Raw genomic sequence first — 23780 nt, 5'->3', positions numbered from 1 at the left:
AAGAGGCGTGGAGCGCTCGATCGCGCGATAGCTGGCCAGATTCAGGTGCTGAAGCGGGCCGGACGTGACGCCGAACCACGCGTCGTTGGAGATGTTGATCAGCGCCCGAACGTCACGATCTGACCGGGCCAGGCCGGGAAACAGGCTCTCGTAGCAGATCAGCGGCTGGACCAGCAGGGTCGGCGTCACCCGCAGGGGCGCCGGGCGGGGGCCGGTGGCGAAGCCGTCGCCCAGATGGGCCAGACTCTTGAACCCGATCCGGGTCAGGAAAGCCTCGGCGGGCAGATATTCGCCGAAGGGGACGAGGCGGTGCTTGTCGTAGACGCCGACGAGCTCGAGGTCGGTCGCCGTGCGGCGCAGGGCGATCAGGCTGTTGTAGTAGACCGGCCTGTCGATCGGTCCTTCGTAGCGATAGCCGCCGATCAGCAGGGTCTGGCCCGGCTGGACGCTGTCGAGGATCGCCTGGCGCACCCAGGTCCCCGGGGCCAGATAGTCGTTGATCGCGGCGGGCAGCGCGCCCTCCGGCCAGATCACCAAGTCCGTAGGTCGGCCCGCATAGGGCTTGGCGGTCAGGGAGGTATAGGCCCGCAAGATCTGGGCGAAGCGGGCGGCGTCCCACTTGGCGTCCTGCTGGATGTCGGCCTGGACGATGCGCACCGAGATCGGCGGCTCCTGGAGCACAGGCCTGTGCAGGGCCCAGGCGCCGTAGCCGTAAAGCCCCCCCAGTCCCACCGCCGCGCAGGCCAGGGCGAGCCGCCCGCCACGCCCCTCGCGCCAGACCGCCGGCGCGGCGGCGATGGCCAGGGTGATCCACGTCAGGCCGTAAGCCCCCACCAGCGCCGCCGCCTGGGACGGCGCCGAACCGGCGCGCCAGGTCTCGCCCGGCAGGTTCCAGGGAAAACCGGTCAGGACATGGCCCCGCGCCCATTCCAGCGCCGCGAAGGCGCCGGCGAAGGTCAGCACCCGCCAGGCGCCGGCCGGACGCGCGAGGCGGTAGACGAGTCCCGCCAGGCCCCAGAACAGCGCCAGGCCAGCGGCCATGGCGGCGACGGCGAACGGCGCCATCCAGCCCTGGTTGGCGGCGTCGACCATGAAGGCCTCGCCGATCCACCAGGTGCCCAGCCCGAAATAGCCGACGCCGGCCAGCCAGCCCCGCCAGAAGGCCGACCGCAGAGGCCTTGCCTCGACCGCCGTGTCCAGCAGATGCAGCAGCAGGGCGTAGCCCAGCAGGCCGGGCAGCACGCCGAAGGGCGGATGGGCCAGGGCCGCGGCGAGACCGGCGGCCAGGGCCAGCAGCGGCCCGCTCCAGGCGCGCTGGCGCAAGCGGCTCCAGCCGATCACGAGGCGCCGACGTCCTCGGCGACTGTCCGCGCGGTCTCGGCAGGCGGCGTGGGGCCGCCGCGCACCCGCACCCGGCGCACCCGGCGCGGGTCGGCCTCGACCACCTCGAACTCGTAGCCGTCGGGATGGGCGATCACCTCGCCGCGTTGCGGTACGCGACCGGCCAGGGCGACGACGAGCCCCGCGACCGTGTCGATGTCCTCTTCCATGTCCTCGGGCGCCAATTCGCGGCCGAGGGCGGCTTCCAATTCCTCGAGCGGCGCGCGGGCGTCTGCGTCGTAGACGCCACCCGGACGCGCCACGATCGACGCCGCCGCGGCGTCGTCATGCTCATCGTCAATGTCGCCGACCACAGCCTCGATCAGGTCTTCCATCGTCACCACGCCGTCCGTCCCGCCGAACTCGTCGATGACCAGGGCCATGTGGATCCGGCTGGTGCGCATGCGCAGCAGGAGATCGGCGGCCTTCATCGAGGCGGGTACGTACAACGCCTCACGGCGCAGCTTGTTCAGGACGAAGTCGCCGGCGTTCGGACGCTTCTGGTCCTCGGCCATCAGCCGGAACACGTCCTTGACGTGGATGACGCCGACGGGATCGTCCAGCGTCTCGCGATAGATCGGCATTCGCGAGTGCCCCGCCTCGACGAACTGGGCGACCAGCGCATCGAACGGCGTGGAAAGCTCGACGGCCACGATGTCGGCGCGCGGGGTCATCACATCGGCTACGCGCAGGGTCTGGAAAGCCGTCGCCTGGTCGACGATATCGACCTCGCCGCTCTGGGGCGGCGGCTCGGGCGGACGCGGCGGCTCGGCGCCGCCAGCGGTCAACCGCCTGCGCATACGTCTCAGGAACGCCCGCACGCCCCGGCTTCTTCGCGCCGGCGCGGCGGGCTGTTGACTAGGCTCGTCGCTGGGCATGGCCCTGGTCAGCGTCCCTCTTCGTCACTGGCGTAGGGGTCGGGAACATCCAGCCCCGCCAGGATCTCGCGTTCGAGCGCCTCCATGGCTTCCGCCTCGTCGTCGCTCTCGTGATCGTATCCTAGGAGATGTAGCACGCCATGCGCCACCAGATGTTGCAGGTGGTGGGCCAGCGGCTTGCCCTGCTCGGCCGCCTCACGGGCGCAAACGCCATAGGCCAGGGCGATGTCGCCGATCTGGCCTTCGGGGTTGGGCGGAGACGGGAAGGACAGGACGTTGGTCGCATAGTCCTTGTGGCGGAAGTCGCGGTTCAGGGCCTGCACGCTGTCGTCGTCGGTCAGCAGGATCACGATGCCCTGCCCGTCGATGTCCTCGTGCGCGTCCAGCACGGCCTGGGCGGCGCGCCAGACCAGGGCCTCGGCGTCCTCCGCCGACTTGGTCCAGGCCTCGTCCTCGATCTCGATATCTACGGTGATGGTCATTTAGCGCGGTGTATCATCTCGGAGTGTTTTGGGCCGCGTCCGCGTCATAGGCCTTTACGATCCGCTCGACGAGCGGGTGGCGCACGACGTCGGCCGAGGTGAAGCGCGAAACCGCGACGCCCTCGACCCCTTCCAGGATCGAGACGGCGTGCGCGAGGCCCGAATCCCGAGGGTTCAGCAAATCAACCTGGGTCGGGTCGCCGGTGACCACCATCCGCGCGCCTTCGCCCAGACGCGTCAGCACCATCTTCATCTGCAGCCGCGAGCAGTTCTGCGCCTCGTCGACGATGACGAAGGCGTGGCTCAGCGTGCGGCCGCGCATGAAGGCGATCGGGGCGACCTCGATCTCCAGCTTTTCCCGACGGCGGCGCAGCTGGTCCGCGCCCATGATATCGGTCAGGGCCTCCCAGACCGGGGCCATGTAGGGATCGACCTTCTCGTTCAGGTCGCCGGGCAGGAAGCCCAGCTTTTCGCCGGCCTCGACGGCGGGGCGGGTGACGATCAGCCGGTCGACCTCGCCGCGCAGCAGCATGCCCGCGCCATGGGCGACGGCCAGGAAGGTCTTGCCGGTGCCGGCGGGGCCCAGGCCAAAGCTCAGCGGATGGCTGGCCATGGCCTCCATGTAGCGGGCCTGACCCTTGGTCTTGGGCGAGACATTGCCCTTGCGGACCTGCCGCGGAGAGGCCTGGCCGCCCGCGTGGTGCGCCGCGCCCAGCGCGATCCGAACGTCCGCCTCGACCACTTCCTCGCCCGCGTCGGCGCGCTGGGCCAGGGCCTCAAGCACCCGCTTCGCGCCGGTGCGGCCGCGCGCGTCGCCGGTGATGGTGACGCCGCCGCCGGGCGTCTCGATCAACACCTTGAAGGCGTCCTCGATCAGGGCGGCGTGACGGCCGGAAGGACCGGAGACGGCGTGGACGGCGTCATCCGAAAGCGGCAGGAACTCAGGCGTGCGGCTCAAGCGGTCTCCAGGACAGGTTCGAGCGCCCCGCCCAAGCTCATCTTGGCGGCGCTCTCGATACGGACGGGAACGATCTTCCCGATCAATTGTTCGCCGCCCTCGCAATGGACGGCCTGCAGATAGGGGCTGCGGCCCACGACCTGGCCGGCGTGGCGGCCGGGTTTTTCGAACAGCACCGGCAGCACCTTGCCGACCTGGGCGGCGTTGAAGGCGCGCTGCTGCTCGTCCAGCAGCTGGTTCAGGCGCTCCAGGCGCTCGGCCTTGACCTCTTCCTCGACCTGGCCGGGCATGGCCGAGGCCGGCGTGCCCGGACGGCGCGAATATTTGAACGAGAAGGCGCTGGCGAAGCCGACCTCGCGGACCAGGTCCAGGGTCTTCTCGAAGTCGCCGTCCCGCTCCCCGGGGAAGCCGACGATGAAGTCGCCGCTCATGGCGATGTCGGGACGCGCGGCGCGGATCCGCTCGATCAGCCGGACATAGCTCTCAGCCGTGTGGTCGCGGTTCATGGCCTTGAGAATCTTGTCGCTGCCCGCCTGCACCGGCAGGTGCAGATAGGGCATCAGCTCCGGCAGCTCGCCGTGAGCCTCGATCAGGTCCTCCCCCATGTCGCGCGGGTGGCTGGTCGTGTAGCGGATGCGGTCCAGGCCATCGATCTTGGCCAGCTGGCGAACCAGCTTGGCCAAGGTGGAGCCATCGCCGTCATAGGCGTTGACGTTCTGGCCCAGCAGGGTGACCTCGCGCACGCCGGCGCCGGCCAGGCGCTTGGCTTCTTCCACGATGTCGTTCACCGGCCGCGACCACTCGCCGCCGCGGGTGTAGGGCACCACGCAAAAGGTGCAGAACTTGTCGCAGCCTTCCTGCACGGTCAGGAACGCCGTGACGCCGGTCACGTGGCGTTCGGCCGGCAAGGCGTCGAACTTTTCGTCGGCGGCGAAGTCGGCGGCCAGGCGCTCGCCGGTCGCGCGGTGGGCGCGGGCGATCAGCTCGGGCAGCTGGTGATAGGCCTGGGGACCGACGACCAGATCGACCGCCTTCTGGCGATGCATGATCTCCTTGCCCTCGGCCTGGGCGACACAGCCGGCCACGGCGATGGTCATGCGACCCCCGGCCTGCGCCTTCCGGTCCTTCATCTGCTTGATGTAGCCGAGTTCGGAATAGACCTTCTCGGTGGCCTTCTCGCGGATGTGGCAGGTGTTCAGCACCACCAGGTCCGCGCCTTCGGGATCGTCCACGACGCCATAGCCCAGCGGGCGCAGGACGTCGGCCATACGCTCGCTGTCATAGACGTTCATCTGACAGCCGTACGTCTTGATAAAGAGGCGCTTTTGCGGGGTCTCGCTCATCCGGCGAGGTTATGGGGTCGAGTACGCCCCTGTGCAAGGGCGGCAAGGTCACACTTGCCCCCTCCGCGCTACGCGCTCCTCCCCCAGAGGGGGAAGAAGGACCACCTTCCGCTACCTTTGGGGGCAGACGACCGCGTAGCGGTCAGGTGGGGGCCAGTAGCCCCCTTACTCCTCCAGCGGCACCCCGTAGAGCTCGAGCCGGTGATCCACCAGCTTGTAGCCGAGCTTGCGGGCGATGGCGTTCTGCAGGGCCTCGATCTCCTCGTCCACGAACTCGACGACCTTGCCGGTCTTCATGTCGATCAGATGGTCGTGGTGGTGGGTCGGGGTCTCTTCGTAGCGCGAACGGCCGTCACGGAAGTCGTGGCGCTCGATGATGCCGCTCTCCTCGAACAGGCGCACGGTGCGATAGACCGTGGCGATCGAGATGTGCGGATCGATGGCGTGGGCGCGGCGGTGCAGCTCCTCGACATCCGGATGATCCTCGGCCGACGACAGCACGCGCGCGATCACGCGGCGCTGGTCCGTCATGCGCATGCCCTTTTCGATGCAGGCCTTTTCAAGTCGATCCAAGGCGGAGCCTCCGTCTGAGTCGGCGCAAGATAGGCAATCAGCCCTTAAGTGTTAAGCGCTCGCCGCATGACCACCGCGTCCTTGGCGCCATCGGGATGGGGATAATAGCCCTTCCGCAGCCCGACCTTGGCGAAACGGGTGCTCTGATAGAGAGCGATGGCGGCGGCGTTGTCGACCGCCACCTCCAGGAAAACAGCCTCGGCGCCCGTTTCAGCGGCGACGCCGGCGGCGACCTCGACCAGGGCCGCGCCCCAGCCGCGACGGCGCGCGGCGGGGTCGACCGCGATGGTCAGGATCTCCGCCTCGCCGGCGATCGAGCGGCACAGGATGAAGCCCTTGGCCTCCGCCGGTTCGCCCGCCTCGCCCAGCACCGCGAAGACGCCCGGCGATTTCAGCAGCTCTTCGAACTCCAGCGCCGTCCAGGGCCGGTCGAAGGCCTTGTCGTGCAGGTCGGCGAGATCGAACGAGGCCTCGGCCCCGACAGGACGCAGGTTCATCGCTCAGGCTGCCGGCAGGGTGGCGTAGGGCGCGCGCAGATAGAGCGGCCGGGGCGAATGGGTCGGCGCGGGCCGCGAGGCCGCCAGCCTGGCGATAGCGACGGGATCCGGCGCGGCCGGGGTCAGCACCTTTGCCCCGCTCAGCGCATCGGCGAGCAAGGGCGCGCCCGAGCCGATCAACGTCGCCGGGCCGCCCGAATAGAGCTCGGCCAGTCGCGCGGCCGCTTCGCCGACGCTGAGCGCATCGGGCGCCATGAGGGCCACGCCGCCCGCGAAGACCTGGATGTAGACCTGCTCCATCCGCGCATCGAGCACGGCGGCGACGAAGCCTTCGACGCCATGGGCCATCGCCTCCAGCGTGGTGACGCCGACGCAGGGGATGGACAGCGCCGTCGCCAGGCCCTTGGCGAAGGCGAGGCCCACCCGCAGGCCGGTGAACGAGCCCGGACCGACGGTGACGCCGATCCGTTCCAAGGCGGTGAACGCCACGCCCGCTTCAGCGGCGGCCTCGCGCGCGATCACGCCGATCCGTTCCTGGTGGCCACGCGTCATGGGCTCGCTGCGGGCGGCCAGCACATGGTCGCCCGCAACGATGGCGACCGAACTGGCGCCAAGGCAGGTGTCGATCGAGAGGATCATGGCTCAGGCCGCGCCGACCGCCGCGCCCTCGGCGGGCCGCCAGACCAGGGCGTTCAGCTGGCCCTTGGCCTTCAGCACGGCCTCGGGCGGCACGCCGCCCTTGGTCCAGCCGGGAACGCCGAACACGTAGGAGACGGTCGTCGCCTCGGGACGAACACAGATCACCTGGTTGACCTCGCGACCTTCGCCGGCGCGGCATTGGTCGACCGTGAAGCCGAGATCGGCCCACTTGGCCAGCAATTGCTCGCCCTTCGGCCCGCGGATATCGCCTCCCGAGGCCGCCACATAGGCGATCTGGGCTTCATCGGTCTTGCCGATCTCGAGTAACGGGGTGTTGTCCTGCTCGACATTGATGATCGGCTGGGCCGGCCCCTCGCCGAAATGCAGGAAGGCCTGCTCGACCTTGGCCTTGGGAAACAGGGCCTTCAGCGTCGGCAGGTCGAAGGCGGTCGCCTGGCTGATCGGCCCCACACCGTCCTTGGTCATACTCAAGGGCCCGCCGGCATAGGGGGCGACCGCGACCGCCACCGGCCCCTGGACTTCGGACGCCGGAGCGTCCTGGCTCTTCTTGGCGGGCCCGCAGGCGGCCAGCAGCACGAGGGGCAGGGCGAGATAAACAGCACGGAGGGTCATGACCCTCCTTCTAGCCAATGTGCGTCACATGCACAAAACAAGCGTGTCATCCCGGCCATACCGCCGCTCAAGGCCGGGTATGACCGGGATGACGCCGCATCTGCGGCTAGACGATCTTCGCCGCCTGCTCGAAGCTCAGGCGCGGACCGCGCGGGAACAGGCCCTCATCCGTGCCGTAGCCGATCGAGACGATGAAATTGCTCTTGATGTTCGTGCCCGCGAAGAACTCGGCGTCGACGGCGGCGTTGTCGAAGCCCGACATCGGACCGGTGTCCAGGCCCAGCGCCCGGGCGGCGAGGAGGAAGTAGCCGCCTTGCAGCGAGCTGTTGCGGAACGCGGTCGCCTCGCGGCCCGCCGCGTCGCCGAACCAGTCCTTGGCCCCCGGCGCGTGCGGGAACAGGGTGTCGAGGGTCTCAGGGAAATCGAGGTCGTAGCCGACGATCACGGTCGCGGGCGCCTGGAGGATCTTCTTGCCGTTCGAGCCGGAGGACAGCGCCGCCAGCTTGGCCTTCGCCTCCGGGCTGGTCACGAACACGAAACGCGCCGGCGTCGAATTCACCGCCGTCGGGCCGAACTTCACCAGGTCATAGAGTTCGCGCAGCAGGCTCTCGGGAAGCGGGTCGGCCTTCCAGCCGTTACGCGTTCGGGCCTCGGTGAACAGTTGCGACAGAGCGGCGGAGGGGAGGGATTGCGACATGGAAACCTCAACGGAATTCGTTCGCGGAAGATGAGGCGCTGACCGCTCCGGCGCAAGGCGTGATCCAGGGATATCCAGATCATGCTCATTTATAAATCAGCAATAAATCTTAACATATTTAAATAGTATTCAGGCGATCAGCGATCGATTTACTTGTCGCGACAACGTGTCACCTTTGATGAACGCTCCATTATTGCAAGAGTTGCAGTATAATAATGGAGGTCGGCTTTCGTGCGTAAGACTCTGCGTGTCTGTATTTGCGTAACAGCCTTGCTCTCTCCCGGCCTGGCGCTGGCCGATCCCGCCAAGGACGTCCAGGTCGCCGGGCGCGCCCTGACTTTCCTGGAGAACGCGCCGGAAGGAACGGCGGTGATGGGCGTGGTGTTCGATCCGTCCAAGCCCGCTTCGGTCGCCGAGAAGAACGCCGTGATGGCCGTGCTCGGCGGCGGCTATGCGGTCGGCAAGCTGACCCTGACCGGCAAGCCGATCGAGGCGTCGGCCGTGGCCGGGGCGTCGGGCGTCACCGCGCTCTATGTGACCACCGGCGCGCCCTACGCGGCGGTCGGCGCGGCCGCCAAGGGCAAGAAGCTGATCACGATAGGCTCGGACCCCGCCTGCGCCACCTCAGGCGCCTGCGCGATGAGCGTCTCGGCCGATCCCAAGGTCGAGATCCTCGTGAACCGGAGCACGGCCGCGGCCGTCGGCGCGGCGTTCAAGGCCGCGTTCCGCATGCTCATCCGCGAAGTCTGAGACCGAAGCGAGGAACGCCTTCATGAAGAAACACATCCTTTTCGCGGCGGTCTCGACAGCGGCCGCCCTGACCACGACCGCCGCCTTCGCCCAGTCCATGGACTACGGCGCCCTGGCCGCGATGTTCGAAGAACCCGTCACCACCTCGGCCACCGGATCGCCGCAGCGCGCCTCGCAGGCGCCGGTCAACATCACGATCCTCAGCGCCGACGACATCCGCCGCTCGGGCGCCTCGGACCTGCCGGGACTGCTGAACCAGATGATCGGCGTCACGGCCGACTACAACTCGGTGATGTCGGCGGACGTCGCCGTGCGCGGCTTCAATGAAGGCCGCTCGCCGCGCCTTCTGGTTCTGGTGAACGGCCGCCAAGTCTACATGGACTACTTCGGCTTCGCGAACTGGGCCGCCATCCCCGTCGAGCTGTCGGAAATCCAGCAGCTGGAAGTCGTCAAGGGGCCGAACACCGCGCTGTTCGGCTTCAACGCCGCCGCGGGCGTGATCAACATCATCACCAAGAACGCGCGCTACGCCGAACCCGGGACGACCGTCGACATCGTCGCCGGCACGCAGAACCATCGTCAGGTCTCGGTCTCGGCCAACTACCGCATCGGCGAGAAGTTCTCGATGCGCCTGTCGGCGGGCGACACTAAGATCGACGAGTTCTCGTCGGTCGAAGCGACCGCCCTGAAGCTGCAGGCCGTCAAGAACGCCGGACACCTGCCGGACACCGAGCGCCAGTCGATCGCCGCCGAGGCGCGCTATCAGCTGACGCCCCACCAGGAGCTGCTGTTCGAGGCCACGCACGTGAACCTCGAGGACATCGAACGCTACGCCAGCGATCCGGTGGGCTGGACCGTGCAGAAGGACACCAGCTGGAAGGCGGCCTGGTCGCTGGACAGCGGCGAGAACGGCTTCACCAAGGCCAGCCTGTATCGGAACAAGTCCGACATGCAGCAGCGCCACAAGATCCCGACCAACTACCGCAACAACCAGGTCACCGTCTTTGGCGTCGACCACACCCGCAAGCTGAACGCCACCACCACGGTGCGGGCCGCCTTCGAGTGGCGGCGAAACGAGCTGGTGACGCCGCCGGCGCCGGGGCGCTTCTACTACGACAACTACGCGGTGTCGGGCATGTGGAACTGGCAGGCGACCTCAAAGCTCGCCCTGACCGTCGCCGCGCGCGTCGACGACGCCCACTCCACCCGCAAAGGCGCGCCCGGCGTCTCCCCGGCGCCGTTCCCGGAAGGCAACAGCGCCTATTCCAAGCGCATCACCAAGGTCAGCTACAACGCCGGCGCCGTCTATCAGCTGACGCCGGTCTCCAGCCTGCGCCTGGCCGCCAGCCGCGGCCTGCAATCGCCGACCCTGCTGGAATGGGGCTCGCAAAGCGGCAACCTGGGCAATCCCGCGATCCAGCCGACGGTCGTCGACAATGTCGAGCTCGGCTATTCGCTCAGCCTGCCCAAGCTTCACTCGTCGCTGACCACCACCGCCTGGGCGCAGAAGACCAAGGACATCAAGAAGCTGGGCTGCGCCAAGGCGCCCGCCGGCTATGCGATCGCCTGTAACGCCGGCGACGCGGACGCCAAGGGCTTCGACGTGTCGTTCAAGGGCGGCAAGGACGCCTGGTGGTGGAAGGCCGAATACGCCTTCCAGGACATCAATTCGGACAACACGCCGCTGCTCAGCGCCAACACCAACATCATCCGCTACGAGCGCAACAACGCCAAGCACCAGACCTCGGTGGGCGGCGGCTGGGCCAAGGGCCCGTGGGAACTATCGGCCAACTGGAGCTACCTGTCCGCTCGCGACTATTACGACGTCACCAACGCGCGCTGGGAGCGTCTCGAGGCCCGCCAGCAGGTCTACGGCCGCGCCGCCTACAAGATCAACCAACACCTGACCGTCGGCGTCACCGGCGAAAACCTGGCCGGCCCGGTCTGGTACACCAGCGGGGTCAAGGCCGAGCGCCGCGTCCTCGCCCGGGTGACGGCGTCCTTCTAGGGCCTCTCAAACCTTGAAAGCCTTCGACGGCGGCGTCTTCCGGGACGCCGCCGTTTCTTTTTAGCCAAGCGTCTGCTCGACGCGGGTCACTTCCGGCACATAGTGCTTGAGCATGTTCTCGACGCCCGACTTCAGGGTCGCCGACGAGGACGGGCAGCCCGAGCAGGCGCCGCGCATGTGCAACCAGACAACGCCCGTCTGGGGCTCGAAGCGCGAGAAGACGATGTCGCCGCCGTCCTGGGCCACGGCCGGACGGATGCGGGTGTCGAGCAGCTCCTTGATCTCGGCGACGATCTGCGAGGTCTCCTCGTCATAATCGCCTTCGTCGTGGCCGCCCTGGGCCTCGGCGTCCAGCAGCAGCGGCCGGCCGCTGGTGAAGTGGTCCATGATCGCCGCCAGGATCGGCGCCTTCAGGTGCGGCCACTGGGCCTCCTCGCCCTTGGTCACCGTCAGGAAATCCGGCCCGAAGAACACCCGCGTCACGTCGCCGAGGTCGAACAGCGCCTTGGCCAGGGGCGAGGCGTCGCCCTCCTCGGCCGTGCGGAACTCGCGCGCGCCCTCACCCAACACTTCGCGGCCGGGCAGGAACTTCAGCACCTCGGGATTGGGCGTGGTTTCGGTCTGGATGAACATGGGCCTGAAATGGACCTCGCGACCTCGTGACGCAAGACCGTCGCGCGCCTCAACAAAGAAAGTGACACCTGCGTCATTTTCTGGCGTCATACAGAAAACAATGATCCGCGGGAGGATCCGATGAGTGACGGTTCGGTGGACCTGAAAGAAGCCGCGCGAGCGAAGGCCTACGCCACGCCGCTGGACGAGATCCATGTGGCCGACCCGGCCCTGTTCCAGGCCGACGCCATGTGGCCCTATTTCGAGCGCCTTCGGAAGGAAGCGCCCGTCCACTACTCCAAGGGCGACGAGGAGACCGGCCCCTACTGGTCGATCACCCGCTACAACGACATCATGACGGTGGACACGACCCATCAGGTGTTCTCGTCCGACGCGCACCTTGGCGGCATCACCATCCGGAACTTCGACGAGGACTTCGTCCTGCCGATGTTCATCGCCATGGACCCGCCCAAGCACGACATCCAGCGCAAGACGGTCAGCCCGATCGTCTCGCCGCAGAACCTGGCCCGGTTGGAAGGCATCATCCGCGAACGGGTGCAGGGCATCCTCGACAGCCTGCCGATCGACGAGCCGTTCGACTGGGTCGACAGGGTCTCGATCGAGCTGACCACCCAGATGCTGGCCACCCTGTTCGACTTCCCCTGGGAGGAGCGCCGCAAGCTGACCCGCTGGTCCGACGTCGCCACCGCCTCGCCCGAGAGCGGCATCGTCGAGAGCGAGGAGGCCCGCCGGGCCGAGCTGCTGGAGTGTCTCGGCTACTTCACCAACCTGTGGAACGAGCGGGTCAACCAGACCGAGCCGGGCAGCGACCTGATCTCGATGCTGGCCCACGGCGAGGCCACCCGTGACATGCCGCCGATGGAGTATCTGGGCAATGTCATCCTGCTGATCGTCGGCGGCAATGACACGACCCGCAACTCGTTGACCGGCGGCCTCTACGCCCTGTCCAAGAACCCGCAGGAAGAGGCCAAGCTGCGCGCCGATCCCAGCCTGATCCCGAACATGGTCTCGGAGATCATCCGCTGGCAGACCCCGCTGGCCCACATGCGCCGCACGGCCCTGGAGGACTACGAGCTCTCGGGCCAGACCATCAAGAAGGGCGACAAGGTCGTCATGTGGTACGTCTCGGGCAATCGCGACGACACCGTGATCGAGGACGCCGACAAGTTCCTGATCGACCGGCCCGGCGCCCGTCGGCACCTGTCGTTCGGCTTCGGCATCCACCGCTGCGTCGGCAACCGCCTGGCCGAGATGCAGCTGCGCATCGTCTGGGAGGAGATCCTCAAGCGCTTCCCCAAGATCGAGGTGCTGGAGGAGCCCAAGCGCGTCTACTCGACCTTCGTGAAGGGCTACGAGCGGATGATGGTGCGGATTCCGGAGCGACTTTAAAAACTGTCATCCCGGCCAAGCGCGAAGCGCGCCGAGCCGGGACCCCGGGGCGACCGCTGTGCGCCGGCCCCTGGGTCCCGGATAGCCTCTGCGAGGCTTCCGGGATGACATGGGTCTGAGGCTTTGGAGGCGGGTGGCTCACGCCCCCCAGAAGCCGACCAGCTTCTTGACCTCGGCCAGGGTCGGGGCGGCGGCTTCGCGGGCCTTTTCCGCGCCCTTGGCCAGGATGGCGTCCAGCACCGCCGGATCGCCCAGGAGGCCGCGCATCTTCTCGCCGACCGGCGCCAGCTTCTCGACCGCCAGCTCGGCCAGGGCCGGCTTGAAGGTCCCGAAGCCCTTGCCGGCGTAGTCGGCCAGCACCTCGGCCTTGGTCTTGCCGGAGAGCGCCGCGAAGATGCCGACCAGGTTGTCGGCCTCGGCGCGGGCCGCCAGTTCCTCGATCGTTTCCGGCAGCGGTTCCGGGTCGGTGCGGGCCTTCTTGATCTTGGCGGCGATCGCGTCGGCGTCGTCGGTCAGGTTGATGCGAGAATAGTCCGACGGGTCGGACTTGCTCATCTTGGCCGAACCATCGCGCAGGCTCATGACCCGCGCGCCCGGGCCCTGGATCAGCGGATCGGGCAGCGGGAAGAAGCCCGGCGCGTTGAAGTCGTGGTTGAACTTCTGGGCGATGTCGCGGGTCAGCTCCAGGTGCTGCTTCTGGTCCTCGCCCACCGGCACGTGGGTGGCCTTGTAGACCAGGATGTCGGCCGCCTGCAGCACCGGGTAGGTGTAGAGGCCCACCGAGCTGCGCTCCTTGTGCTTGCCGCTCTTCTCCTTGAACTGGGTCATGCGGTCCAGCCAGCCGAGGCGGGCGACGCAGTTGAAGATCCAGGAGAGCTCGGCGTGCTCGCGCACCGCCGATTGCGGGAAGATCGTCGCCTTGTCGGGATCCAGGCCCGAGGCGATGTAGGCCGCCGCGATCTCGCGGGTCTGCTGGGCCAGGGCCGCCGGGTCCTGCCAGACGGTGATGGCGTGCAGGTCGGCCACGAAGATGAAGGTGTCGATCTCGTGCTGCAGGCGGGTGAACTTCACCAGCGCGCCGAGATAGTTGCCAAGATGCAGGGCGCCCGAGGGCTGGACGCCCGAAAGCACGCGGGACGGACCCGTATAGGTGACGGGAGCTTGGTCGGTCATGGCTCTAAGCCTTGCTGTCGAATGCGAGAAGGATGGCGAGCGCGAAAACGCGCGGACCGCGCGCCAAATCCGAGGACAGGCGCGCGGAGATCAGGGTCAGTTGGAGCCGCGCCATCGCGGCGCGAGGAGACCGATCGGAGCCATGGCCCGCTGGTTACCCCCCTCGCCCGCACGGATCAAGCCTTGCCCCGCCGCAGGACCGCCTTCAGCTCGGCCGGCTTGACCCCGCCGAACAGGAACAGCAGCGGCGGATAGACCGCCACGCCGGCCAGGCAGGTCAGGGCCAGGGCGAACTCCTTGGCGCCGATGGCGTGCCCGGTCAGGCCGAGGGCGCGCAGCGGCGCCTCGATCAGGTCGCGATAGTGCGAGGCCGCGGCCATCAGGGCGCCCATGCCCAGGCTGGCCAGCAGGATGCGCGACAGGCGCGACCAGCTTTGCGCCGATGGGCCGTACTCGCCCTTGCGGGCCAGGACGACCGCCATCTGGCCGACATTGGTCCACGAGGCGACGGCGGTGGCCGCGGCGATGCCCTTCACCCCGATCAGCTTGAACAGGATGACGCCCAGGCCGATGTTCACCGCCACCGAGATCAGGGCGAAACGCATCGGGCTCTTGGTGTCGCCGCGGGCGAAGAAGGCCCGCGAATAGAGCTGCTGCAGCACGAAGGCCGGGGTGCCGAGGCCATAGAAGAACAGGGCCGAGGCCGTCTGGCTGGCGTCGAAGGCCGTGAACTGGCCGCGCGTATAGAGGCCGTCCGACAGGAAGCCCGGCATGGCGACCAGGGCCGCCGCGGCCGGCAGGGTCAGGGCCATGGCCAGGGTGATGGCCTGGTCCATGGCGCTCTGGGCGTCCTGGCGATCGCCCGAATGCACGGCGCGCGACAGGCGCGGCAACAGGGCCACGCCAATGGCCACGCCCACCAGACCCAGCGGCAACTGGTACAGGCGGTCCGCCGTGGCCAGCCAGGTCCGCCCGCCGGGCACGTGGCTGGCGAGGTTGCCGGAGATGAAGATGTTGACCTGGGTGGCGCTGGCCGCCAGCGCCCCCGGAATGGCCTTGCCGATCAGATCGCGGACCTCCGGCGTCAGGCGCGGCAGCCGCCAGTGGACCTTGGCCCCCGACTTGTTGACGCCCCAGGTCAGCAGGGAAGCTTGGGCCACGCCGGCGACGACCACCCCGATCGAGCCCCAGCGGGCCGCGCCGATCGCCGTGGTCTGCGGCAGGATGAAGGCCAGGGTAAAGAGGTTCAGCAGGATCGGCGCTCCGGCCGACAGGATGAAGCGGTCGCGGGCGTTCAGCACGCCCGACAGGTGCGCCACGATCGCCATGCAGGGCAGATAGGGCATGGTGATCTGGGTCAGCAACACCGCCAGCTTGTACTTCTCGGTGCCCCAGCCGAAGCCCGGGCTGATCAGCATCATCAGCCATGGCATCGCCAGCTGGCAGATCACGGTGATGATGATGGTCGAGGCCGCCAGGGTCGCCATGGCGTCGGCCGCCAAGATGTCGGCCTTCTCCTCGCCGTCGCGCTGCAGGGACTTGGCGTAGGCCGGCACGAAGGCCGCGGCGAAGGCGCCCTCGGCGAAGAAGCGGCGGAATAGGTTCGGAAAGGCCAGGGCGGCGTTGTAGGCGTCGGCCGCCGGCGTGGCGCTGGCCCCCATGCGGTACGAGACCGCGAGATCGCGCGCGAAGCCCATGAACCGGCTGACCAGGGTCAGGCCCGAATAGATCGCCGAAGACTTCAGCAGGCCGCCCTTCTTGGGCGCTTGGGACTGTTCTGGCGGGGCGGGCGCGGCGGTGTCGGTCACGAGCGGCTTCTGGGCGTTCGGGGCCAAGGCGTCAAGGGTCCGGGCCACCTGGCGAGTTGACCCCGCCCGCGATCCTCCCTCACATGGCGCCGTTCAACACCAAGAGGTCCAAACCCCCATGCGTCGTCTCGCCCTCGCCGTCGCCGCCCTGGCCAGTCTTTCGCTGGCGGCCTGCAACAAGCCCTCCGCGCCCGGCGCGGTGGCCGACGACATGAGCCTGGGGAACAAGGACGCCAAGATCACCGTGATCGAGTACGCCTCGGTCGGCTGCCCGGTCTGCGCGGCCTGGCAGAAGGAGGTCTATCCGGCCTTCAAGGCCAAATATATCGACACCGGCAAGGTGCGTTACGTGTTCCGCGAGATGCTGGTCGGCCAAGGCGCGGAGGTCACGGTCGCCTCCGCGGGCTTCCTGCTGGCGCGCTGCGCCGGCAAGGACAAGTATTTCCCGGTCGTCGACGCCGTCTTCGCCAGCCAGCCGGGCGTGTTCGACACCCCGCGCGAGAGCCTGCTGGAAATCGCCAAGTCCTCGGGCATGAGCGAGGACCAGTTCACCAAGTGCGTGACCGACGAGACCCAGCTCAAGGCGCTGAACGAGCGCGTCGAACGCAACGCCCGCGAACACGACGTCACCGCCACTCCGACCTTCGAGATCAACGGCCGCAAGATGCAGCCGGGTTATCACTCGCTGGCCGAGATCGACGCCGCCATCGAGGCGGCGGGCAAGTAAGGCCCTACCGCGCGACGCTGGCCCGGGCTCGCCGGAGGCCCGGGCGAGCCGCAGGCGCACTGGCCTCATTCTGCTCCAGGGCGTCCAGCAGATCGGCCTTCAGGGCGTTGATCTTGCGCGTCTCGGTGATCTTCTCGCCCTGCGCGGTCTGGACGTAGAAGGCGTCGACCGCCCGCTCGCCATAGCCGTCGATATGGGCCGACTGGATCGACAGGCCGCTGTCGGCCAGGCTCTTGGCCAGGGCGTGCAGCAGGCCAGGACGGTCACGGCCCGAGGCCTCGACCACCGTGGCGTCGTCCGAGGCGTCGTTGTCGACGGTGACGCTGGGCGCGATGGCGAAGGCCGCCGCGCGGGCCTGCTCGGCGCCCCGCCGCGGCTCGACCACCAGAGGCTCGCCCTTGCCGGCCGCCTCCAGGGCGTCGGCCAGGCGGCGCAGGGCGCGGGCGTTCTCGCAGCCCAGCGGCGCCCCGGTCACGTCCTGCACATAGAACACGTCGAGGGCCTGGCCGTGGCGCGAGGTGAAGACGCGCGCGCCGACCACATTGCCGCCCAGCGACGAAATCGTCAGGGCCAGATCGGCGAACAGGCCCTGGCGGTCCTTGGCCGCGACGACGATCTCGGCCGCATTCTGGCCTGACCGCACCCGCCCCTCGGCGGCAGCCCCGCCCTGGGCCGCCGCCCGCCGGGCCAGCACGGCGTGCTCCAGCAGGTCCTCCTGGGAGAAGGCGCTGAAATAGGCGTTCTCCATGGCCGATACCCAGGCGCCCGCGTCGGGATCAGTCTCGAGCAGGGCCGCGCGCGCCGCCTCGGCCGTGGCCTCCTGGTGACGCTGGACGTTGGCGGCGGCGTCGCTTCCGCGCCCGCCCCGGAACACCGCCTCGGTGGCGTTGTAGAGCTCGCGCAGCAGCTGGCCCTTCCAGCCGTTCCAGACACCCGGGCCGACGGCGCGGATATCGGCGACGGTGATGACGAGCAAGAGGCGCAGGCGCTCGGGGTTCTCGACGATCCGCGCGAAGGCGGCCACCGTGCCGGGATCGGAGACGTCGCGCTTCTGGGCGAAGTCGCTCATCACGAGATGGTTCTCGACCAGCCAGGCGACGAGCTCGACCTTGCTACGCTCCAGGCCCAGGCGCTCGCAGGCGCTGCGGGCCGAGCGCGCGCCGGCCTTCTCCTGCCCGCCGACCCCGCCCTTGCCGGTGTCGTGCAGCAGCATGGCCAGGAACAGCGCCTCGCGGTCCTCGATCAGCGGCATGATCGACACCGCCAGGGGGTTCTCGGCGACCAAGCGGCCGGCCGCGATATCGCCGATGACGCCGACCGCACGCAGGGTGTGCTCGTCCACTGTGTACGAATGGTACATGTTGAACTGCATCTGGGCGACGACCCGGCCGAACTCCGGGATGAAGCGGCCCAGCACCCCGGCGTCGTTCATCAGGGTCAGGGTGCGGTAGCTGCGCTTGCCGCGCGCCAGCAGATCCAGGAACGCCCGGCAAGCCTCGGGATCGCGGCGCACCTTGGAGGTGATCAGCGCCAGGCTGCGGGTCACGGCCGTGAAGGCGTCGGGGTGCAGGTCAAGGTCGCGCTCGTCGGCGATCTTGAACAGGCGGATCAGATTGACCGGATCGGCCTCGAAGATCTCCGGCCCCTCAATGTTCAGGCGGCCGTTGTCCTCGAAGAAGCCCTTGACCTCCAGCGCCTTGCGCTTGGGCTTGCCGCCCGGCAGGAACCGCGAAATCCCCTTGGGCTCGTTCTTGAAGTGCTCGGCCTCCAGCTTGGCCGAGAAGGCCCGCGTCAGGGCTCCGACCTCCTTGGCGATCAGGAAGTAGCGGCGCATGAACCGCTCGACCGCCGGCGCGTCGCCCCGGTCGCCATAGCCCATGCGGCGGGCGATCTCGGGCTGCAGGTCGAAGGTCAGCCGCTCTTCGGGCCGGCCCGTCGTGAAGTGCAGATGGGCCCGCACCGCGTGCAGGAAGTCGAAGGCGCGGATGAAGGCCTTGGTCTCGCGGCCCGAGAAGACGTCAAGCTTGAACACGTCCTCGGGCTTGTCGACCGGGTGCAGGTACTCGGCGATCCACATCAGGGTGTGCAGGTCGCGCAGGCCGCCCTTGCCTTCCTTGACGTTGGGCTCGACCATGTAGCGGCTGGCGCCGGCCCGGGCCTGGCGGTCGTCGCGCTCCTTCAGCTTGGCGGCGACGAACTGGGCGCCGGTGCCCTTCATGACCTCGTCGCGGAACCGGCGCTTGAGATCCTCGGCCAGGCGCTCGTCGCCGGTCAGGCGGCGGGCCTCCAGGATCGACGTGCGGATCGTGTAGTCTTCCTTGGACAGCCGCACGCATTCCTCGATCGAGCGCGAGGCGTGGCCGACCTTGAAGCCCAGGTCCCACAGCGCATACAGCATGTACTCGATCACGCTCTCGGCGTGCGGCGTCTGCTTGTAGGGCCGCAGGAACAGCAGATCGATGTCGCTGAAGGGCGCCAGGGTGGCGCGCCCATAGCCGCCGACCGCCATCAGGCACAGGCGCTCGCCCTCGGTCGGGTTGCGCGCCCGGAAGATGTGGACCGTCGTGAAGTCGTACAGCGCGGTGATCACCTCGTCGGTGACACCCGAAAGCAGCCGCGCCGTCTCGACGCCGCTGGCGCCGTTCTCCAGCCGCTCCTTGGCGATCATCCGGCCGCGGAACAGGGCCTGCTTGAGGATCTCGATGGCGCGCGCCCGCTGCTCGGCCTCGTTGCCGATCGAGTCGAGGGCGGCGGCCGAGAGGCGCGCCCGCAGGGCGTGACCGTCGACGACGTGTTCCAGGCGGGTGGGGCGAAGGCGACGGGGCATGATGGGTATGTGGTGTAGCCCTTAAGCCTTGAGCAGTCCCTTAAGACGATAAAGTGCTTCCAGGGCCTCGCGCGGGCTCATGCCGTCGACATCGAGATCTTCCAGCGTGGTCTCGACCGCGCTCGGCGCCGCCTTGGCGGGCGCCTGCACCGCCGCCTGGCTCATGGCGAACAGCGGCAGGTCGTCCAGCTTGGCCGGCGACTGGTCCTTGGTCTCCAGGCGGTCCAGCACCTCGCGGGCGCGGGCGACGACCGGCATGGGCACACCCGCCAGCTTGGCGACCTGCACGCCGTATGAGCGGTCGGCCGGACCCGACACCGCCTCGTGCAGGAAGACGAGGTCGCCGTTCCACTCCTTGGCGCGCAGGGAGAGGTTGGAGACGAAGCTCATCCGCTCCTCCAGCGTCGCCAGCTCGTGATAATGCGTGGCGAACAGGGCGCGGCACCGATTGACGTCGTGCAGGGCCTCGGCGCAGGCCCAGGCGATGGCGAGACCGTCGTAGGTCGCCGTGCCCCGGCCGATCTCGTCCAGGATGACCAGGCTGCGCGGTCCGGCTTGCGTGAGGATGGCGGCGGTCTCGACCATCTCCATCATGAAGGTGGAGCGGCCGCGCGCCAGGTCGTCGCCGGCCCCGACGCGGCTGAACAGACGGTCGACGACGCCCAGCCGGAAGCTGGCGGCGGGCACATAGCAACCGGACTGGGCCAGGATCGCCAGCAGGGCGTTCTGGCGCAGGAAGGTCGACTTACCGGCCATGTTCGGACCGGTGACGATCGACAGGCGCGGCCCGCCCTCGCCCGACGCGTCCAGGCAGCAGTCGTTGGGGGTATAGGGATCGCCGGCCCGCTTGACGGCGGCCTCGACCACCGGGTGGCGGGCGCCCTTGGCGTCGAAGGCGTAGGACGCATCGACGATCGGCCGCACGGCGCCGGCGTCCTCGGCCCATTCGGCCAGGGCCGAGGCCACGTCGATCCGGGCCAGGGCCTCGGCGGCGATCTGGATGGCGTCGGCGTGCAGGCGGGCCTGCTCGCGCCAGTCCTCGAAGGCGGCGACCTCCATGGCCAGCGCCCGCTCGGCGGCCTGGGCGATGCGGGCGTCCAGATCGGCCAGCTCCACCGTGGTGAAGCGCACCTGGTTGGCCAAGGTCTGGCGGTGGATGAAGGTGGCGTTCAGCGGGGGCTGAAAGAGCGGGTCGGCCTTGCCGGCCGTGGCCTCGACGAAATAGCCGAGCACGCCGTTGTGGCGGATCTTCAGCGGCACGCCGCTCTCGGCGGTCAGCTGGGCCTCCATGGCGACGATGACCTTGCGGCTGTCGTCGCGCAGGGTGCGGGCCTGGTCGAGCTCGGGCCGGACGCCGGCCGCCACGAAGCCGCCGTCGCGCGCCAGCGCCGGCAGGTCGGGGCCGAGGCCTTGCTCCAGCGTGTTCAGGAACTGCGACAGCCCCTCGTGCAACGCGGGCGTCAGGGCCTTGAACGCATGCTCCAGCTCGAACGGCGGCGGCGACAGCGGGTCGGGCGAGCCGCCCGCCATGCCGGCCAAGCGCTCGCCGACCTTCAGAGTGTCGCGGATGCAGCCGAGGTCGCGCGGACCGCCGCGGCCCAGGGCGAGACGCGACAGGGCGCGGGCCATGTCGCCGGCCCCCTTCAGCACTTCCCGGAGGCGCTGGCGCAGCTGGCGGTGCTCGACGAACCATTCGACGGCGTCCAGGCGCTGGTCGATGGCGGCGGGGTCCAGCAGCGGCCGGGCCAGGCGCGAGGCCAGCATGCGCGCCCCGCCGGCGGTGACCGTGCGGTCGATGGCGGCCAGCAGCGAGCCGTTGCGGTCGCCGGTCTGGGTGCGGTCGATCTCGAGGCTGCCGCGCGTGGCGGGGTCGATCGCCATCACATCCGCGTCGGCGGCTCGGCGCGGCGCCCGCAGCGCCGGCAGCTTGCCGGCCTGGGTCATCTCCAGGTGGGCGGCGATCAGGCCCAGGGCCCCGACCTCGGCGGGCGTCAGCCCCCCGAAGCCGTCCAGGGTCTCGACGCCATAGAGGCGTTTGACGCGGGTCTCCGACGCCTGCGGCTCGGACAGGGCCGAGGGCATCGGCTGCACCAGGCCGCCGCAGATCTTCAGGGTCTGGGACAGGCTGTCGTCGGACAGCAGGCGGTCGGCGACCAGGGTCTCGGACGGGGCCAGGGCCGCCAGGATCGGCGCGACGGCCTCCTTGGCCAGGGCGAAGACCTCGACCTCGCCGGTCGAGAGCTCGACCGAGGCCACCGCGGCCTGGCCCGCCCGCATGGCGACGGCGGCCAGGCGGTTGGCGCCCCGGGCGTCCAGCAGGCCGTCTTCGGTCAGGGTGCCAGGCGTCACCACGCGGACGATGTCGCGGCGGACGACGGACTTGGAGCCGCGCTTCTTGGCCTCGGCAGGATCCTCCATCTGCTCGCAGACGGCGACCTTGAAGCCCATGCGGATCAGCTTAGAGAGATAGGCCTCGGCCGCGTGTTGCGGCACACCGGCCATCGGGATCGGCTGGCCGTTATGCGTGCCCCGGAACGTCTGGCTGATCCCGAGGGCCGCGGCGGCCTTGTAGGCGTCGTCGAAGAACAGCTCGTAGAAGTCGCCCATGCGAAAGAAGATCAGCGCATCGGGCTGGCGCGCCTTCATCTCGAAGAACTGGGCCATCACCGGCGTCGCGCCGGTGGGGTCGATCTCGGAAGCGGCTGTGGGCGAGGCGTGGGCGTTCATGACGCCCGGAAACTATAGAGCGTCGCGACTCCCGTTAAGGGGCGGCGTTAAGGTTTTCCGGGGACGAAAGGCCCAAAAGCCAGGGACGCCGACGGGGAAGCGTTAATTCCCCGTGACCTCTTCCCAGAAGCGCTTGGCCTTGCCGACGAAGTTGGCCGACTTGGGGTTCTGCTTTTCGCCGCAAGGGCCCGCCAGCTCGCGCATTAGCTCCTTCTGGCGCGCCGAGAGGTGGGTCGGAGTTTCGACGAACAGCTCGACCACCAGGTCGCCGCGCTGGCGGCTGCGCAGGGACGGCATGCCCTTGCCCTTCAGGCGGACGGTCTTGCCGGTCTGGGCGCCCTCGGGCACCTGGACCTTGACCTTGCACTCGCCGTCGCAGGCCTCGCCGCCCAGAAGGCAGGGCGCCTCGATCTCGCCGCCCAGGGCCGCGGTGGTCATCGGCACGGGGACGGTGCAGAGCAGGTCCAGACCGTCGCGCTCGAACAGCTCGTGCGGCGTCACCGACAGGAAAATGTAGAGGTCGCCGCGCGGACCGCCGCGCGCGCCCGCGTCGCCCTCGCCCGCCAGGCGGATCCGGGCGCCGTCGTCGACACCGGCCGGGATGCGGACCGACAGGATGCGCTCGCGGCGCACCTGCCCGTGGCCGTTGCAGTTCTGGCAGGGATCCAGCACCAGACGACCCGATCCGCCGCAGCGCGGGCAGCCGCGCTCGACGGCGAAGAAGCCCTGGGTGGCGCGGACCCGGCCGGCGCCGCCGCAGGTGCCGCAGACGGTGGGATTGGTGCCCGGCTTGGCGCCCGAGCCTTCGCAGACCTCGCAGGTCATGGCGGCCGGAACCTTGATCTCGACCTCGGCGCCCGCATAGGCCTGCTCGAGGGAGATCTCCAGATCGTAGCGCAGGTCCTGGCCGCGCTGGGGACCGTTCGACTGGCGACGGCCGCCGCCGAACATCTCGCCGAACACGTCGCCGAAGACGTCGTTGAAAATGTCGCTGGCGTCGAAGCCCTGGCCGCCGAACCCGCCCGGACCGCCCTGCGGACCATTGACGCCGGCATGGCCGAAGCGGTCATAGGCCGCACGCTTCTGGGGGTCCGACAGGACCGAATAGGCTTCGTTGATTTCCTTGAACCGCCCGGCCGCGTTCTCGCAGCCGCCGTTGCGGTCCGGGTGGTGTTCCATCGCCAGCTTGCGGAACGCGGACTTCAGACCAGCCTCGTCGATGGTCCGGGTCACGCCGAGAATTTCGTAATAGTCGCGCATCGTCAGCGTCTGGCGCCCAAAAGGCCCACGAAAGTGGCGTTGATGAAGGAAGAGGTGGGATGACCCGGGACCCGGCGCAAGGCGCTGTCAGGGCCCGAGACAGAAGGTCGCGGCCGCGGAACGATCGTTAGGCGAATGTTCCGCGGCGCGCTCATGGCCAGCTTAGGCCGCCGGCTTGTTGTCGTCGACTTCTTCGAACTCGGCGTCGACGACGCCGTCGTCCGCGGCCGCGGACTCACCGCCCTCGGCCGAACCTTGCTGGGCGGCGTACATGGCTTCGCCCAGCTTCATCGAGGCCTGGATCAGGGCTTGGGTCTTGGCCTGGATGGCCTCGACGTCCTCGCCTTCCAGGGCCGACTTCAGGTCGGTCAGGCCGGTCTCGATCGCAGTCTTCTCGG

The 23780-nt window shown here is 68.8% G+C and carries 21 protein-coding genes and 2 pseudogenes; 5 read left to right on the top strand and 18 right to left on the bottom strand.

Annotation, left to right across the window (positions count from 1 at the left end):
* The 10 genes from lnt to DI526_RS18945 form a co-directional block, all read right to left on the bottom strand.
* Positions 1 to 1341: apolipoprotein N-acyltransferase (lnt, locus tag DI526_RS18990; RefSeq protein ID WP_304281195.1), on the bottom strand; the 1341-nt coding region annotated here is incomplete at its 3' end.
* The gene (locus tag DI526_RS18985) at positions 1338 to 2258 is read right to left on the bottom strand and encodes a hemolysin family protein (protein ID WP_304281193.1); all 921 of its coding nucleotides are present in this window, start codon (positions 2256 to 2258) and stop codon (positions 1338 to 1340) included. The genes DI526_RS18985 and lnt, both read right to left, overlap by 4 nt.
* An 8-nt stretch (positions 2259 to 2266) precedes the next feature.
* Entirely contained in the window at positions 2267 to 2722 is a 456-nt protein-coding gene (ybeY, locus tag DI526_RS18980; RefSeq protein WP_304281197.1) for an rRNA maturation RNase YbeY, read from the bottom strand.
* Positions 2723 to 2753: 31 nt separating this feature from the next.
* A complete protein-coding gene (locus DI526_RS18975) occupies positions 2754 to 3698 on the bottom strand; it encodes a PhoH family protein (RefSeq protein WP_304281191.1) in 945 nt (314 codons plus the stop codon).
* A complete protein-coding gene (gene miaB, locus DI526_RS18970; RefSeq protein WP_304281189.1) occupies positions 3695 to 5041 on the bottom strand; it encodes a tRNA (N6-isopentenyl adenosine(37)-C2)-methylthiotransferase MiaB in 1347 nt (448 codons plus the stop codon). Before miaB ends, DI526_RS18975 begins: the two co-directional genes overlap by 4 nt.
* A gap of 165 nt (positions 5042 to 5206) precedes the next feature.
* On the bottom strand, positions 5207 to 5614 hold the full coding sequence (locus DI526_RS18965; RefSeq protein ID WP_013077224.1) for a Fur family transcriptional regulator: 408 nt from the start codon (positions 5612 to 5614) through the stop codon (positions 5207 to 5209).
* 44 nt (positions 5615 to 5658) lie between these two features.
* Entirely contained in the window at positions 5659 to 6111 is a 453-nt protein-coding gene (gene rimI / locus DI526_RS18960) for a ribosomal protein S18-alanine N-acetyltransferase (RefSeq protein WP_304281187.1), read from the bottom strand.
* Between the two features lie 3 nt (positions 6112 to 6114).
* Positions 6115 to 6750, bottom strand: coding sequence for a tRNA (adenosine(37)-N6)-threonylcarbamoyltransferase complex dimerization subunit type 1 TsaB (tsaB, locus tag DI526_RS18955; RefSeq protein WP_304281185.1), 636 nt, complete (start codon positions 6748 to 6750; stop codon positions 6115 to 6117).
* A gap of 3 nt (positions 6751 to 6753) precedes the next feature.
* Entirely contained in the window at positions 6754 to 7383 is a 630-nt protein-coding gene (locus DI526_RS18950) for a DUF1131 family protein (RefSeq protein ID WP_304281184.1), read from the bottom strand.
* A 106-nt stretch (positions 7384 to 7489) separates the two neighbouring features.
* Positions 7490 to 8080 carry a malonic semialdehyde reductase gene (locus DI526_RS18945; RefSeq protein WP_304281182.1) on the bottom strand — a complete coding sequence of 197 codons (591 nt, stop codon included), beginning with the start codon at positions 8078 to 8080 and terminating at the stop codon, positions 7490 to 7492.
* Positions 8081 to 8311: 231 nt separating this feature from the next.
* Between DI526_RS18945 and DI526_RS18940 the strand changes: the two genes are divergently transcribed.
* Positions 8312 to 8830, top strand: a complete 519-nt coding sequence (locus DI526_RS18940) for a hypothetical protein (protein WP_304281180.1) — start codon at positions 8312 to 8314, stop codon at positions 8828 to 8830.
* 22 nt (positions 8831 to 8852) lie between these two features.
* On the top strand, positions 8853 to 10838 hold the full coding sequence (locus DI526_RS18935) for a TonB-dependent siderophore receptor (protein ID WP_304281178.1): 1986 nt from the start codon (positions 8853 to 8855) through the stop codon (positions 10836 to 10838).
* A gap of 60 nt (positions 10839 to 10898) precedes the next feature.
* On the opposite strand, the gene DI526_RS18930 is transcribed toward DI526_RS18935, so the two are convergent.
* On the bottom strand, positions 10899 to 11471 hold the full coding sequence (locus tag DI526_RS18930) for a NifU family protein (protein WP_304281176.1): 573 nt from the start codon (positions 11469 to 11471) through the stop codon (positions 10899 to 10901).
* Positions 11472 to 11591: 120 nt separating this feature from the next.
* On the opposite strand from DI526_RS18930, the gene DI526_RS18925 reads away from it, so the two are divergent.
* Positions 11592 to 12860: a cytochrome P450 gene (locus tag DI526_RS18925; RefSeq protein ID WP_304281174.1), complete on the top strand. Its 1269-nt coding sequence runs from the start codon at positions 11592 to 11594 to the stop codon at positions 12858 to 12860.
* Between the two features lie 4 nt (positions 12861 to 12864).
* Positions 12865 to 12942, top strand: a pseudogene (locus DI526_RS18920) (hypothetical protein); the annotation flags it as partial.
* A gap of 56 nt (positions 12943 to 12998) precedes the next feature.
* On the opposite strand, the gene trpS reads toward DI526_RS18920, so the two are convergent.
* From trpS to murJ, 3 genes are all read right to left on the bottom strand, one after another.
* Complete coding sequence (trpS, locus tag DI526_RS18915; protein ID WP_304281172.1) at positions 12999 to 14033, bottom strand: tryptophan--tRNA ligase; 1035 nt, start codon at positions 14031 to 14033, stop codon at positions 12999 to 13001.
* A 96-nt stretch (positions 14034 to 14129) separates the two neighbouring features.
* Complete coding sequence (locus DI526_RS18910; RefSeq protein ID WP_193852715.1) at positions 14130 to 14177, bottom strand: hypothetical protein; 48 nt, start codon at positions 14175 to 14177, stop codon at positions 14130 to 14132.
* Between the two features lie 32 nt (positions 14178 to 14209).
* Positions 14210 to 15841, bottom strand: a complete 1632-nt coding sequence (gene murJ / locus DI526_RS18905; RefSeq protein ID WP_304281170.1) for a murein biosynthesis integral membrane protein MurJ — start codon at positions 15839 to 15841, stop codon at positions 14210 to 14212.
* A gap of 118 nt (positions 15842 to 15959) precedes the next feature.
* On the opposite strand from murJ, the gene DI526_RS18900 reads away from it, so the two are divergent.
* On the top strand, positions 15960 to 16568 hold the full coding sequence (locus tag DI526_RS18900) for a DsbA family protein (protein WP_304281169.1): 609 nt from the start codon (positions 15960 to 15962) through the stop codon (positions 16566 to 16568).
* A gap of 4 nt (positions 16569 to 16572) precedes the next feature.
* Here the strand turns inward: DI526_RS18900 and DI526_RS18895 are convergent, their stop codons facing one another.
* From DI526_RS18895 to dnaK, 4 genes and pseudogenes are all read right to left on the bottom strand, one after another.
* On the bottom strand, positions 16573 to 19395 hold the full coding sequence (locus DI526_RS18895; protein WP_304281167.1) for a [protein-PII] uridylyltransferase: 2823 nt from the start codon (positions 19393 to 19395) through the stop codon (positions 16573 to 16575).
* 21 nt (positions 19396 to 19416) lie between these two features.
* Positions 19417 to 22122: a DNA mismatch repair protein MutS gene (gene mutS / locus DI526_RS18890; RefSeq protein WP_304281165.1), complete on the bottom strand. Its 2706-nt coding sequence runs from the start codon at positions 22120 to 22122 to the stop codon at positions 19417 to 19419.
* A 102-nt stretch (positions 22123 to 22224) separates the two neighbouring features.
* The gene (dnaJ, locus tag DI526_RS18885) at positions 22225 to 23382 is read right to left on the bottom strand and encodes a molecular chaperone DnaJ (RefSeq protein ID WP_304281163.1); all 1158 of its coding nucleotides are present in this window, start codon (positions 23380 to 23382) and stop codon (positions 22225 to 22227) included.
* 162 nt (positions 23383 to 23544) lie between these two features.
* Positions 23545 to 23780: pseudogene (gene dnaK / locus DI526_RS18880) on the bottom strand (molecular chaperone DnaK); the annotation flags it as partial.

Origin of the sequence: Caulobacter segnis (assembly GCF_003243465.1) — a bacterium.
Classification (GTDB): Bacteria; Pseudomonadota; Alphaproteobacteria; order Caulobacterales; family Caulobacteraceae; genus Caulobacter; species Caulobacter segnis_A.
The sequence above is the reverse complement of the archived record's forward strand: the minus strand, read 5'-3'. Positions and strand labels throughout refer to the sequence as shown.

Bases quoted from the DNA above. Each gene is read 5' to 3' on its own strand.
- dnaJ (WP_304281163.1), bottom strand. From the start codon at position 23,382: ATGCGCGACTATTACGAAATTCTCGGCGTGACCCGGACCATCGACGAG.
- DI526_RS18945 (WP_304281182.1), bottom strand. From the start codon at position 8,080: ATGTCGCAATCCCTCCCCTCCGCCGCTCTGTCGCAACTGTTCACCGAG.
- DI526_RS18935 (WP_304281178.1), top strand. From the start codon at position 8,853: ATGAAGAAACACATCCTTTTCGCGGCGGTCTCGACAGCGGCCGCCCTG.
- miaB (WP_304281189.1), bottom strand. From the start codon at position 5,041: ATGAGCGAGACCCCGCAAAAGCGCCTCTTTATCAAGACGTACGGCTGT.
- DI526_RS18950 (WP_304281184.1), bottom strand. From the start codon at position 7,383: ATGACCCTCCGTGCTGTTTATCTCGCCCTGCCCCTCGTGCTGCTGGCC.
- rimI (WP_304281187.1), bottom strand. From the start codon at position 6,111: ATGAACCTGCGTCCTGTCGGGGCCGAGGCCTCGTTCGATCTCGCCGAC.
- DI526_RS18930 (WP_304281176.1), bottom strand. From the start codon at position 11,471: ATGTTCATCCAGACCGAAACCACGCCCAATCCCGAGGTGCTGAAGTTC.
- DI526_RS18925 (WP_304281174.1), top strand. From the start codon at position 11,592: ATGAGTGACGGTTCGGTGGACCTGAAAGAAGCCGCGCGAGCGAAGGCC.
- mutS (WP_304281165.1), bottom strand. From the start codon at position 22,122: ATGAACGCCCACGCCTCGCCCACAGCCGCTTCCGAGATCGACCCCACC.
- DI526_RS18985 (WP_304281193.1), bottom strand. From the start codon at position 2,258: ATGCCCAGCGACGAGCCTAGTCAACAGCCCGCCGCGCCGGCGCGAAGA.
- DI526_RS18900 (WP_304281169.1), top strand. From the start codon at position 15,960: ATGCGTCGTCTCGCCCTCGCCGTCGCCGCCCTGGCCAGTCTTTCGCTG.
- DI526_RS18895 (WP_304281167.1), bottom strand. From the start codon at position 19,395: ATGCCCCGTCGCCTTCGCCCCACCCGCCTGGAACACGTCGTCGACGGT.
- tsaB (WP_304281185.1), bottom strand. From the start codon at position 6,750: ATGATCCTCTCGATCGACACCTGCCTTGGCGCCAGTTCGGTCGCCATC.
- trpS (WP_304281172.1), bottom strand. From the start codon at position 14,033: ATGACCGACCAAGCTCCCGTCACCTATACGGGTCCGTCCCGCGTGCTT.